At 48.4% G+C, this 12816-nt stretch carries 10 protein-coding genes; 5 read left to right on the top strand and 5 right to left on the bottom strand.

Translation table 11 applies throughout. From position 1 onward, the window contains the following. Positions 1-13 precede the first annotated feature (13 nt). Entirely contained in the window at positions 14-751 is a 738-nt protein-coding gene (locus ICL55_RS08545) for a hypothetical protein (RefSeq protein WP_188096039.1), read from the top strand. A 42-nt stretch (positions 752-793) separates the two neighbouring features. Here ICL55_RS08545 and ICL55_RS35545 read toward each other — a convergent pair whose 3' ends face one another. Further along, complete coding sequence (locus tag ICL55_RS35545) at positions 794-1798, bottom strand: WCX domain-containing protein (RefSeq protein WP_188096037.1); 1005 nt, start codon at positions 1796-1798, stop codon at positions 794-796. Positions 1799-1940: 142 nt separating this feature from the next. On the opposite strand from ICL55_RS35545, the gene ICL55_RS08535 reads away from it, so the two are divergent. Both ICL55_RS08535 and ICL55_RS08530 read left to right on the top strand, forming a co-directional pair. Further along, positions 1941-2543, top strand: coding sequence for a hypothetical protein (locus tag ICL55_RS08535; RefSeq protein WP_188096035.1), 603 nt, complete (start codon positions 1941-1943; stop codon positions 2541-2543). A gap of 458 nt (positions 2544-3001) precedes the next feature. After that, the gene (locus ICL55_RS08530; protein WP_078670122.1) at positions 3002-3637 is read left to right on the top strand and encodes a peroxiredoxin; all 636 of its coding nucleotides are present in this window, start codon (positions 3002-3004) and stop codon (positions 3635-3637) included. 371 nt (positions 3638-4008) lie between these two features. Here ICL55_RS08530 and ICL55_RS08525 read toward each other — a convergent pair whose 3' ends face one another. From ICL55_RS08525 to rlmN, 3 genes are read right to left on the bottom strand one after another with little or no spacing between them, the layout of a single operon-like run. Next, positions 4009-4728 (bottom strand): RluA family pseudouridine synthase, encoded by a 720-nt coding sequence (locus ICL55_RS08525; RefSeq protein ID WP_188096033.1) that lies wholly within the window; start codon positions 4726-4728, stop codon positions 4009-4011. 3 nt (positions 4729-4731) lie between these two features. After that, complete coding sequence (locus ICL55_RS35220; protein WP_246496204.1) at positions 4732-6369, bottom strand: pseudouridine synthase; 1638 nt, start codon at positions 6367-6369, stop codon at positions 4732-4734. Positions 6370-6428: 59 nt separating this feature from the next. After that, a complete protein-coding gene (gene rlmN / locus ICL55_RS08515) occupies positions 6429-7472 on the bottom strand; it encodes a dual-specificity RNA methyltransferase RlmN (RefSeq protein ID WP_188096031.1) in 1044 nt (347 codons plus the stop codon). A gap of 304 nt (positions 7473-7776) precedes the next feature. Between rlmN and ICL55_RS08510 the strand changes: the two genes are divergently transcribed. Further along, positions 7777-8979 (top strand): thiolase family protein, encoded by a 1203-nt coding sequence (locus tag ICL55_RS08510; RefSeq protein ID WP_188096028.1) that lies wholly within the window; start codon positions 7777-7779, stop codon positions 8977-8979. A gap of 85 nt (positions 8980-9064) precedes the next feature. On the opposite strand, the gene ICL55_RS08505 is transcribed toward ICL55_RS08510, so the two are convergent. Beyond that, positions 9065-9637, bottom strand: coding sequence for an RNA polymerase sigma factor (locus ICL55_RS08505; RefSeq protein WP_168871293.1), 573 nt, complete (start codon positions 9635-9637; stop codon positions 9065-9067). Between the two features lie 324 nt (positions 9638-9961). Between ICL55_RS08505 and uvrA the strand changes: the two genes are divergently transcribed. After that, positions 9962-12778: an excinuclease ABC subunit UvrA gene (gene uvrA, locus ICL55_RS08500; protein WP_246496203.1), complete on the top strand. Its 2817-nt coding sequence runs from the start codon at positions 9962-9964 to the stop codon at positions 12776-12778. Positions 12779-12816: the final 38 nt, after the last annotated feature.

Raw genomic sequence — 12816 nt, 5'->3', positions numbered from 1 at the left:
TCAACGAGCGCTTATGAGATATGCAAAGATTTTTTCGCTGGCAGTAGTGGCGATGATAGGCAGCATCAGCCTGCAGGCACAATCGCTGACAGAAATATTGGATAAGTACACCGCGGCCCTGGGCGGGACCGACAAGCTGAAGTCTATCAAAACACAATATACCGAAGGAGAGATGACCCTTGATGCACAGCAGGGCCTGAAAGTGCCGATCAGGAAATGGGTAAAACAGGACGAGGCCATGCGGATGGAATTCGATATCCAGAACACCAAAAACATACAGGTGGTGCGTAAAGATGTTGCCTGGCAGTTTATGCCCGTTACTACCAATATGAATGTGGAGGAGATAGATCCGGTAGTCCGTAAGCTGATGCAGCCGCAGCTGGATGTTACCGGGGAATTGTTTGATATAGCAGGCAAAGGAAAGCAGGTGGAGCTGGCCGGTAAAGACACGCTGAACGGAGGACCGGTGTATAAGTTGAAAGTGACCACTGCCGAAGGTATCAGCGGTTTTGCGTATCTGGATGCTAATACGTTTTACCTGGTGAAAGCTACTAATGAGATCAATATCAATGGCCGTAAGGCGCAGTTGGTAACGCGTTTGTCTGATTACCGGAAAACGGTAGATGGATATGCTTATCCTGCGCAGGTGGAACAATCCACGGCAGACAACAATATAAAGATCCGTGTCAGCAGGGTGGAAATGAATCAGCCGATGGCAGATTCCCTGTTTGAAAAACCGGCGACGAAATAACGGGCGATGTGGAAGGCCGGGGCGTTGTGCCCCGGCACTGCGCTATTTGTACAGTTTGATCATTTCTTTGGCTTCAGTGGCCAGTTTATCCGCCAGGTGTGCCGGCTCCAGCACTTTCACCTGCGCGCCGTAACTCAGCAACAACATGGTCAGTTCCGGATTGATGACCACCTGCAGGGCTATACGGCATTCCTTACTGTTGTCTGTCAGCACCTGCTGGGAAGAGTGGATGGGCTGCGATTTAATATAGTTCCCCTGTCTGGGGGAGAAGGACAGCACTACTTTTTCCGGCTCTCCATCATGTACGGTAATACCGATTGCATGCTGGAAGTAGCTGGCGTCATCAAAATTCTTTTCATCAAAATGTTTCATGGTAGGCCACAGGTTCACCACCCTGTCGAGGGCGAAGGTGATGACTGCGCCGCCTCTGGTTTGCTGACTTTTGCCAATCAGGTAAAAGCGGTGCTGGTATTCCCGCAGGTGGTAAGGTTCCACCCAGTGTTCTTTGGGCTCGTTGCGGTCAAAGCTCTGGTACGCGATGCGGATCACTTCCAGGTTTTTGATGGCGTCCACAATATCGGGGATAAACTGCGCCCCCTTGTATTGTGTGGTGCGGGTGAATTTGATCAGCCCTTTGTGTTGCAGGGCTTCCCGGTTCATTTTGAGGCTCGCGGCTATTTTGAGGATAGCGTCTTCAAACTGTTGCACAACGGGCAGGCTGCGGAATTGTTCGAGTATGCCGATAGCGATTTCCAGCCCCTGTAAATCAGCTTCCTCAATAGGGATATTGCTGATGGAAAAGGAGTCGTCCGCATAACGATAGGTGCGGCTGCTGCGGTCATAAACGATAGGCGCCATATAATTGAGCTCCGGGTCCTGGCGCATGTCCTGAATATCTTTCTGAATGGTGCGGGTAGAGATAGCCGCATCCATTTTGTCTGATACATATTCAATCAGGTTTTCCAGGGTGGGTTTTGGCAGCCTTTTATTGCGCAAACGCTCGTCTATCCAGCGATAGCGCGAAACTGCGTCCTTGTTTTTTGGCACAAGCGTAAAATTTAGGCTTAAAAATAAGCATTTCCGGGCGTTAGGGGGAGATGACAAAAAAAATTTCACACGTTGTTGTCACTACGCAAATCCCTTGCGTGCGGAGCTGGTAGCTTTGTATTGTTATCAAAAGCTGATAGTTATGAGTAAAGCACATACAACAACAGCAACTATGCAAATGCAGGCCATTTCAGTGGGCCAGATCATTATGGACGATTCCAACTATCTGACATTATGGGGCCATGTGCAGCAGGACGGCGTGTGGTATCCTTGTGATCTTGTAACTACTTATGAAGTAATGAATACAATGTTAAGGTACAGCCAGGAAAAAAATGATGCGGTACAAATGACCATTGTGAAGAAGTTGGAAGCGATGCACCATGTGCCTGAACTGATTGACCTGGAAGAAGAAATGGGTGGCGCAGTCGTTTTTGATAACATGATTTTCTATATGAACAGGCCGGAACACCATGAGTGGGAGATCTGTGCAGACGATGCCTGTTATTTTATTCAGAAAGTAGTGGCGATGCCGGTTACGCCTCCTATACCACCAGCGCGTGCTGCGTTGACGGAGAAAATGGAGGAATGCCTGGAAACGCTACGCAGCAAGTATGACCTGTACCTTGGATTTATTGAAATAGACCTGGAAGAGGAAGCCGCCCGGATAAAAGCCGGCCTGACAGACGATCTTAGTTTCAGCACCGCCTATTATGCCTGGCAGCTACATCTTTCAAATCCATCCTGATTGAAGACCCCATTGTTTCATCCGGATGTTTGTAACCCTTGTCCATTGTCCCTTTAACCCTTGAGGTTCCTTGTTTGTTAGTTCCATTTTTACAAATCCCGTTGATTGAATCCTGTTTGTTTGCCCCCGTTTGTTAGCCTCAAAACCCTATTTATGACCTAGCCATCGTTGTTGAGTTTAACCCTGATTCATCCGTTGTTCCCCTGAAGTGGCAGGCTGCACCTGCAGCCTGCCCAAAAACTACCCTGCCGGTCCCTATTCTCTGCCTTCCTGGTTTTTTTATACCAGGAGGGTACCCGGTCGGCGATAGTCACTGCAGAATCGTATTAAAAAATCCCTGTAAACAGACCCACTTTATCCAGTTCTTAAAAAAAAGCGATTAAAAAGAGAAAAAGTTCCTTTAAAGTCTATAATTTTTGTAGGAAAATGCTATTTTTGGTCAAGTAAATTGTGAAACTATGAGTTTAAGACTGGGCGATACCGCTCCCAATTTCAAAGCCAAGACCACAATAGGAGAAATAGACTTTTACGAATATCTCGGCGATAGCTGGGGCGTTCTGTTCTCTCATCCTGCTGATTTTACCCCCGTTTGTACTACTGAGCTCGGTAAAACCGCGCTCCTGAATGGCGAATTTGCCAAAAGGAACGTTAAAGTGCTGGCACTCAGCGTAGATCCGCTGGATAAACATATGAGCTGGATAGGAGATATTAACGAAACGCAACAATGTGACGTAACTTTTCCTATTATTGCAGATGAAGACAAAACAGTGGCCAACCTCTACGGTATGATCCACCCGAACGCTTCAGAGACATTTACCGTAAGATCACTGTTCATCATTGGTCCGGATAAAAAAGTAAAACTGACAATTACCTATCCGGCTTCTACCGGCAGGAACTTCAACGAAGTTTTACGCGTAATCGACTCCCTGCAGCTTACTGCCAAATATAGCGTAGCTACACCGGCAGACTGGAAAGACGGAGAAGATGTTATTGTTACGGCGGCAGTGCCCACCGCAGAAATACCGGAACGTTTTCCGAAAGGCCATAAAATCATCAAGCCTTATCTGAGAACAACACCACAGCCTAACAAATAAAAAACGAACACAAGGAAGCCGAACTATCACACCACCAGGTACCGGCTTTTCACTATAAGAGTTTTTAATGGTTGGTTTTTGATTTTTACGAAGCGGGGATTTTTCCCCGTTTTTTTATTTAAAAATTTTCGCATTTAGATATTTTGTTATTTGTTTAGCTGCTTGCCTGACGCAACTTGCAACGCGTTTGCCTGGAAGACCTGCGCTGGAGAAATGAAAAATCCACAATAGCGTGCCTCAAAATAAAAAAGCCCGCCGGCGTAATGCCAACGGGCCAGTATTAAACCAAAACGATTTGTGTCTTTTCGTTAGTAACAACATCTCCTGTTACCAGCACCTCCTCAATAACTAAATATCAAAATACCAAAATACTATCGGTGTTTTCTGAGTTGGTTCACCACTGCGTGGATATCCTTTGGCAGCGGCGCCTCTATGGTATACGTCTTACCGGAAGGGTCTTTGAAAACCAGCATGGCAGCATGCAGCGCCAGTCTGGACAGCAGCGGCCTTTCTTCTTCGGTATGTTTACCCAGCTTGAATTTTTTCTTGATGGAAGATAATAATACAGGCTGAGGACTGCCATACAACTCATCTACTGCAATAGGATGACCGAGATGTTTCATGTGTACCCTGATCTGGTGGGTGCGGCCGGTATGGATTCGCCATCTCACCAGACTGTAAAGACCAAAGGATTCCAGCACTTCGTAATCAGTGAGGGAAGCCTTGCCCTTGCGATTGGTCACCATCTTGCCTTTCTGTACCGGATGCTCCATAATACCTTCGTTGATGGAACCTTTTTCCGGCATTGGTACGCCGTGTACAAGGCCGAGGTAATATTTCTCCACATCGCGGCTTTCAAACAGCTGGGAGAAATACTTATGCGCTGCTTCATTGCGGGCAAACAGGATAATGCCACTGGTGTCGCGGTCCAGGCGGTGAACGGTGAATATTTCCCCGTACGCCTTTTTCATAATGGCTATCAGGGACGTTAGTTCATTGTCGTGCCGGTCTGGCAGCGTCAGCATGCCGGATGGCTTGTTGACAACAACAAAATCAGGTGTTTCCAGTAAAATATGCTCTTCTAATCGCACCAGTTATTTTTTAAAATGTTTCAGCAGGATCACTTCTTTTTCATTCAGATAACGCCATTGGCCACGGTTGAGCGTTTTTTTGGTGAGGCCGGCATACATCACGCGGTCCAGCTTTTCCACATTATAGGAGAGGTGCTCAAAAATACGGCGTACGATACGATTTTTGCCGCTATGGATCTCAATACCAATCTGCTTTTTGTCCTTGGGATCTACATAGCCCAATGCATCTACATAGGCTACGCCATCTTCCAGGGTAAGACCGGCAACGATCTGTTCAAAATCATTTTTGGTCAGCGGTTTGTCGAGTTCTACCTGATATATTTTTTTGATGTTGTGTTTAGGATGTGCCAGTGTCTGCGCCAGTTCACCATCATTGGTGAGCAATAACAATCCGGAGGTATTGCGGTCGAGGCGACCCACCGGATATACCCTTTCTTCGCCGGTGGCATCCTTGATCAGGTCCATCACGGTTTTACGGCCTTCCGGATCATCGGTGGTAGTGATGAAGCCTTTGGGCTTGTTGAGCAGGATATACAGCAGGTTTTTGGTCAGGTTGATTTTTTTATCAGCCAGCGTTACCGTGTCGGCGCCGGTGACTTTAGTAGCAGGTTCTGTTACGACGGTACCGTTGACGGTTACTTTTCCTTCTTTGATGAAGTCCACTGCTTTGCGGCGTGAGCACAGACCGCAGTGAGCGATGTATTTGTTCAGCGGCATTTCGCCCGGAGCGAAAGTGCTTTCTTTGCTTTCCCGGGCTTCCTTTTTGCCGGAAACGCTCTGGTGGCCAGCGTTGCCGCCTTTGACAGCCATGCGTCTTTCCTGTTTATCGGCAAACCGGTCGTTGGTACGGTCAAAGAATTTTTTGCGGTTAAAGCCGCTGGGTGTTTCTTTTTTGGAACCGCCTTGTGATTCGTTGAAATCTCCGTGGAAGGAGCTTTCATCTTTGCGGGTATAATTGTCGGCTTTTTTACCGAAAGGTTTTTTATCGTTATAGGTACGTTTGCGGAAAGCCGGTTTTTCGTCACTGTTACGATCATCTCCGGAGAATCCTTTGCGCATGGGCTGTTTGCCGTCACCGAAGGTACGCTTGCGGGGTGTGGCGTTATCATCTTTGGAGAAGTCTTTGTCTCCAAAGGTGCGCTTGCGGGGAGCTTTATCGTCTTTAGAGAAGTCTTTGTCTCCAAAAGTACGCTTACGGGGAGCTTTGTCGTCTTTGGAGAAGTCTTTATCTCCAAAGGTACGCTTACGGGGAGCTCTGTCGTCTTTGGAGAAGTCTTTGTCTCCAAAGGTACGCTTACGGGGAGCTCTGTCGTCTTTGGAAAAATCTTTATCGCCAAAGGTGCGTTTGCGGGGAGTGGTTTTGTCATCTTTGGAGAAGTCTTTCTCACCAAAGGTGCGTTTGCGGATGGGCTGTTCGCCGTCGGAAGTACGTTTACGGAAGCCAGCATTGCTGTCATTGCCGTAGGTACGTTTACGTTGAACAGGTGCTTCTCCTGCGTTATCTTTTGCAGATGCTCTTCCAGGCCTTTCACCATCAAAGGAGGAGCGGTTGCGGTTGCCTGCTGCCGGTTTGTCTGTATTGTCCGTTTTTCTTCCTTTAAAAGGAGCCGGGCCCTTCTTAGCAGGTTGTTTCTTCTTCATAAATTATTATTAATTGATGGCCATGCGTACATGGCCCATAGATGTTTTTATTGTGCTGATTAACCTTTATTGGCCAGTTGTCCGCAGGCGGCGTCGATGTCTTTACCACGGCTCCGGCGCAACCTTGCATTCACACGGTTTTTAGCGAGATACTCCATAAAGTCTTCTGCTGTTTCAGCGTCAGGTTTCTGGAAGCGGGCATTGTCAATCGGGTTGTATTCGATAATGTTCACCAGATCGGCCGGTACCTGACGATAGATTTTTATCAGTTCGTCAGCGTCTTGTTTGGAATCATTGAAGTCCCTGAAAAGGATGTATTCAAATGAAATTTCGTTGCCGGTGGCTTTATAGAAATGATTCAGTGCCCCAATCAATTCCTTCAGGTTGTTGGAATCGTTGATAGGCATGATTTCGCTGCGTTTTTTATCGTTGGCGGCGTGTAAAGACAAGGCGAGGTTAAAACGTACCTGGTCATCTCCCAGCTGGCGGATCATTTTAGCGACGCCGGCCGTGGATACGGTGACACGCTTAGGGGACATACCCAGGCCATCAGGAGCAGTGATCCGCTCGATGGATTGCAGTACGTTTTTATAGTTGAGCAGCGGCTCTCCCATACCCATGAATACGATATTGGTCAGTTTTTTTCCGTTGTGCTCGAGGGCCTGCTGATTGATCAGCGCCACTTCATCGTATATTTCGTCGAAATCCAGGTTACGCTTGCGGTCCATGTAACCTGTAGCACAAAATTTACAGCTGAGGCTGCAACCTACCTGTGAGGATACACAGGCTGTTTGACGCGTGTCAGTAGGAATGAGAACGCCTTCAACCAGATGGTTGTCGTGTAAACGGAAACGGCTTTTGATGGTACCGTCGTTGCTATGCTGCGTAGCATCTACCTTTACGGCAGGCAGCACAAAGTTCTCTTCCAGTTTATGACGCAGCTCTTTAGACAGGTTTGTCATCGCTTCAAAGCTGGTAGCATGGCGCAACCAGAGCCATTCATACACCTGTTTCGCACGGAAGGCCTTTTCATCAATAGACCCAAAATATTCTTGTAAGGCTGGCAGACTTAAGTGCCGGATATTTTTCTTGTCAGACTTCATTATTGACCATTATATGAGCAAATGGCTGCCTTACGGCAGTCGGAAAGCATCTGCAAAGATAGGTAAAATAGCAGTTAGACCCACGCTTGTCATCTTTTAGGTTGATAATCAATGTGAAAGAAATAGATTATTAATTTATTAATTGATAATCAGAGTTATAAATATGCAAATTTAATAGCATAATGCCTTCGGTAGGCAAAAAAACAGGCAAGAAAGCCTGCCATCTATGGTATAGAACAGAAAAAGCAGCGGCGAGAAAAAGAGTTTTATATTGCAGATAAACAACAAAATCAACAAAATCAACATGCAAGTCGCTTACATTGTAGATGCAGTACGTACGCCCATAGGTCGCTACGGTGGCGCATTGAGCACTGTCCGCCCGGACGATATGCTGGCCCATGTACTGAAAGCCCTGATAGAAAGGAACCCTTCCATAGACCCTGCCGCCATCGAGGATGTGATTGCCGGCGCCGCCAACCAGGCAGGTGAAGACAACCGCGACGTGGCCCGGATGGCAGCACTGTTGGCCGGTTTACCGGTAACGGTAGGCGGCAATACGGTCAATCGCCTTTGCTCTTCCGGCCTGCAGGCTATTATGGACGCATCCCGCGCTATCATGTGCGGCGACGGAGAGATATATCTGGCAGGAGGCGTGGAAAGCATGACCCGCGCGCCTTTTGTGATGAGCAAAGCCGACGGCCCCTTCAGCCGCAAAGCGGAAGTATTTGATACCACCATCGGCTGGCGCTTTACCAATCCACAGCTGGCAGCCATGCATCATCCCTATTCCATGGGAGAGACCGCAGAAAACGTAGCACGCCAGTGGCAGATAGGACGGGAAGAACAGGACCGTTTTGCTTTACGCAGCCAGCAGCGGTATGCGGAAGCGGAAAAAGCCGGTCGCTGGAAAGATGAGCTGGTGCCCATCGCTGCTGCTGTCGGCAAAGAACAGGTGCTGGTTTCCCGCGATGAACATCCCCGGGAGACGACGCTGGAGAAATTGGCGGGCCTGCGTCCGGCATTTGCAAAAGAGGGCTCGGTGACAGCGGGTAATTCTTCCGGCATCAACGATGGTGCGGCCGCGGTAATGATTGTTTCAGAGAAAGCCTTGCAACGTTTTAATTTAAAGCCGCTGGCAATGGTACGTTCCATGGCCGTGGCCGGGGTAGATCCATCCATTATGGGTATAGGGCCTATCCCGGCGACGCAAAAAGCTTTACAGCGGGCAGGCCTTACGATAGATCAGCTGCAGCTGGCAGAATTTAATGAAGCTTTTGCCGTACAGGTGCTGGCCTGTATCCGTGATCTGGGCGTCGACCCCGACATCGTCAATGTGAATGGCGGCGCTATCGCGATAGGCCATCCGCTGGGATGTAGCGGTGTCCGCATTACCACCACTTTGCTGCATGAGATGAAACGGCGGCCGGAAGCGCGTTATGGCCTCGCTACCATGTGTGTGGGCGTAGGGCAGGGGGCTGCTATGATCTTTGAAAAGTGCGGAGGCTAAGGCGGGAACAGACCTGCCTAAAAATAACGAGCGGTCGGACATTACATCCGGCCGCCCGCTGCTGGCAAGCAAAAAAAAGGGTCGTTCATAGACAAATTTGCTTCTCCGTCATCATCTTCCGGAGATTGATCAGGCCATATCTCATACGACCCAAGGCGGTATTGATACTCACTTGCGTGAGATCGGCAATTTCTTTGAAACTCAGTTCTGCATAATGTCGTAGGATGATTACTTCCCGCTGCTCCTCCGGGAGCATGTCCAGCATGATCCGGACGCGGTCGTGGCTTTGGCGGGTGATGATCTTGTCTTCCACACAGCTGTCGCTGAAGCCCAGTACATCGAAGATATCTTTATCGTCGCCGGTTTTGATCATCGGGGTGCGCTTGATCTTTCTAAAGTGGTCCACACAGAGGTTGTGTGCAATACGCATCGCCCAGGGTAAAAATTTCCCCTTCTCTGTATAGCGTTCAGCCCTGATCGTGTCGATGATTTTGATGAAAGTATCCTGGAAAATATCTTCCGCCAGAAAGGAATCCTTAACAAGCAACAAAATGGAAGTGAACACCTTGTCCTTATGACGGTGAACCAATTCCTCCAATGCTGAAGTATGGCCTTTCTTGAAAAGGGTAATCAACTGCTCGTCGCACAATTTGTACATTATTTGCATAAACTTCTACAACTAGAACGGGTTAGTAAATAAATACGGATTTTACAGCCTGTTGGTTGTTTAATTGAGTAAAGTTTAGGCGATAATGAGCAGTTTTAAGCGTTAAAGATTTTGTTACTATTCCAAGGTATAGAAAAGGTTCTTTGCAAATATAAAAGAATACTTCAATAAAACAAATAATAAAAATAGCTTTTCCGCCCTTTGAGATTAGCTTTTAGCCATTTTGGGGTACTTCCTTCAGGTTAATTTTCTGTGAATGAATTGCCTGATCATTTACTATTCAACTAACATCTTTTCCCGTAAATTTGTTCTGTCATGGCAATGAAAACTAAGAAAAAAGAAACCATCATTGATCCTCAGCAGGTTAACCCGCAGGACAATATCTTCATAAAAGGCGCCAGGGTCCACAATCTCAAGAATGTGAGCGTCTCCATCCCCCGCAATAAAATGGTGGTGGTGACCGGCGTTTCCGGTTCGGGAAAATCGTCCCTGACCATGGACACCCTGTATGCGGAAGGACAACGCCGCTACGCGGAAAGTCTCAGTTCCTACGCCCGTCAGTTCCTGATGCGTATGAACAAACCGGACGTAGACTACATCAAAGGTATCTGCCCGGCTATCGCCATCGAACAGAAGGTGATCACCCGCACGCCACGTTCCACCGTCGGCTCTATGACGGAGATTTATGACTACCTGCGGCTGTTGTTTGGCCGTGTCGGCAAAACATATTCTCCTGTGTCCGGTCAGCTCGTGAAAAAACATGAGGTGAGCGATGTGGTGGACTTTATCGCTAACCTCGAACACGGCAGCAAAGTCTTACTGCTGGTGCCTTTCCGCCGGCATGCTAAAAGAGATGCCAAAGAGGAACTCAACATCCTGATGCAGAAAGGCTTCTCCCGTTTATATGCTCCCTCCACCGGTGGCAACGGTCTGTTGCGCATCGAAGAACTGATGGAACAAAAGAAACCGGCTGTGCCCGCAGATGCCTGGGTGCTCATCGACCGTCTGGTTGTCAAAGATTTTGAGGAAGATGATAAACACCGTATAGCCGACAGCGTGCAGACAGCATTCTATGAAAGCGAAGGCGACTGCCATGTGGAAGTGGATGGTAAAAGCATCACCCACTTCGCTAACCGCTTTGAACTGGACGGTATCCAGTTTGAAGAACCGGTGCCCAACCTTTTCTCCTTCAACAACCCTTACGGCGCCTGCCCCACCTGTGAAGGCTTTGGACAGGTGCTTGGTATAGATGCTGACCTCGTGATTCCAGACAAACGCCTGAGCGTTTTTGAAGGCGCCATCGCTCCCTGGAGAGGGGAGAAAATGGGCGAATACAAGGAAGCGCTGATCAAAGTGGCCCGTAAATTCGGATTCCCCGTACATAAACCCATCGCAGACCTCACCGATGAACAGGTACAGCTGCTGTGGACGGGCAACGAACACTTCTACGGCCTGAACGAATTCTTCAAAATGGTAGAGCAGAACCTCTACAAAGTACAATACCGCGTGTTGCAGGCACGCTATCGCGGACGTACCGTCTGTCACGAGTGTGGCGGCGGCCGTTTACGGAAGGAAGCCCTCTACATCCGCGTGGGCGACAGCAACATAGCGCGCCTGGTGGACATGCCGGTATCGGACCTGAAAAACTGGTTCGATAAACTGGAACTGAACGAATACGATCAGCAGGTCGCCAAACGGATCCTGTTTGAAATTAATCACCGGTTGAAAACGCTGCTGGACGTAGGATTAGGATACCTGACACTCAACAGGGTGGCCAATACCCTCAGTGGCGGCGAAAGTCAGCGTATACAGCTTACCCGTACACTGGGCAGCAACCTGACCAACTCCATGTACATCCTCGATGAACCGAGTATTGGTCTGCATGCCCGCGATACCCACCGCCTGATCAATGTGCTGAAAGAACTGCGCGACCTTGGTAATACCGTGGTGATCGTGGAACACGATGAACAAATGATGGAGGAGGCAGATTATATCATCGACATGGGGCCACTGGCTAGTCATCTTGGTGGTGAAGTGATCTTCGCTGGTACCTACCCGGAAATACTGGAAGATGGTAAAAGTCTTACCGGCAAGTATCTCAGCGGCAACTATCGGATAGACCCGCCGCAGAAACTGCGTAAATGGAAAAAAGCCATTACCCTCGAAGGTTGCCGTCAACATAACCTGAAAGATATCACGGTTGATTTTCCATTGGAAGTTTTCACCGTGGTGACAGGCGTAAGCGGCTCCGGTAAAACCACGCTGGTAAAGCAAATCCTTTATCCGGCATTGATGAAGCTGAAAGGTGAATTCGCTGAAAAAGTGGGTTATCACAAAGCGCTCAAAGGTGCGGTGGATGATATCACCCAGATAGAAATGGTAGACCAGAACCCGATCGGAAAATCTTCCCGTTCAAACCCGGTTACCTATATCAAGGCATACGACGAAATCCGTGACCTCTATGCCAAACAACCACTCAGTAAAATGCGTGGTTTCCAGCCCAAACATTTCTCTTTCAACGTAGATGGCGGCCGTTGCGACGCCTGCAAAGGAGAAGGGGAAGTGATTGTGGAAATGCAGTTCCTGGCAGACGTACATCTGACCTGCGAAAGCTGCGGTGGTAAAAGGTTTAAAGACGAAGTGCTGGAGGTGACCTACAAAGGCAAGAACATTTATGAAGTGCTGGAACTGGGAGTAGATGAAGCGTTGGAGTTCTTTAAAGATGAAAAGGATGTTTGCAATAAGATCAGGCCATTGAGTGATGTGGGCCTGGGATATGTTAAACTGGGACAAAGCAGCGACACCCTGAGTGGTGGCGAGGCACAGCGTGTGAAACTGGCGTCTTTCCTCGGCAAGGGCAAAGCACAGGGCAAAATCCTGTTTATCTTCGACGAACCCACTACCGGCTTGCATTTCCATGATATCAAAAAGCTGCTGAACTCTTTCAATGCGCTGATCGACCAGGGACATACCGTACTGGTGATTGAGCACAATCTGGACGTGATCCGCAGTGCTGACTGGGCGATCGATCTGGGGCCGGAAGGCGGCGCCGGCGGCGGTAATTTGTTGTATACAGGCGTGCCGGAAGGATTGAAGAAAGTGAAAGAAAGTTATACGGGGAAGTTCCTGTAAAAGATATCTATAAAACGAGGGCTGATCAGTGATGATCA

This window comes from Chitinophaga varians (genome assembly GCF_014529945.1).
Taxonomy (GTDB): Bacteria; Bacteroidota; Bacteroidia; order Chitinophagales; family Chitinophagaceae; genus Chitinophaga; species Chitinophaga varians.
This window is presented reverse-complemented; position numbering and strand designations above follow the sequence as displayed.

Excerpts from the sequence above, each read along its gene's own strand:
- ICL55_RS08545 (WP_188096039.1), top strand. The coding sequence starts at position 14 with ATGAGATATGCAAAGATTTTTTCGCTGGCAGTAGTGGCGATGATAGGC.
- ICL55_RS08535 (WP_188096035.1), top strand. The coding sequence starts at position 1,941 with ATGAGTAAAGCACATACAACAACAGCAACTATGCAAATGCAGGCCATT.
- ICL55_RS08530 (WP_078670122.1), top strand. The coding sequence starts at position 3,002 with ATGAGTTTAAGACTGGGCGATACCGCTCCCAATTTCAAAGCCAAGACC.
- ICL55_RS35220 (WP_246496204.1), bottom strand. The coding sequence starts at position 6,369 with ATGAAGAAGAAACAACCTGCTAAGAAGGGCCCGGCTCCTTTTAAAGGA.
- rlmN (WP_188096031.1), bottom strand. The coding sequence starts at position 7,472 with ATGAAGTCTGACAAGAAAAATATCCGGCACTTAAGTCTGCCAGCCTTA.
- ICL55_RS08510 (WP_188096028.1), top strand. The coding sequence starts at position 7,777 with ATGCAAGTCGCTTACATTGTAGATGCAGTACGTACGCCCATAGGTCGC.
- ICL55_RS08505 (WP_168871293.1), bottom strand. The coding sequence starts at position 9,637 with ATGTACAAATTGTGCGACGAGCAGTTGATTACCCTTTTCAAGAAAGGC.
- uvrA (WP_246496203.1), top strand. The coding sequence starts at position 9,962 with ATGGCAATGAAAACTAAGAAAAAAGAAACCATCATTGATCCTCAGCAG.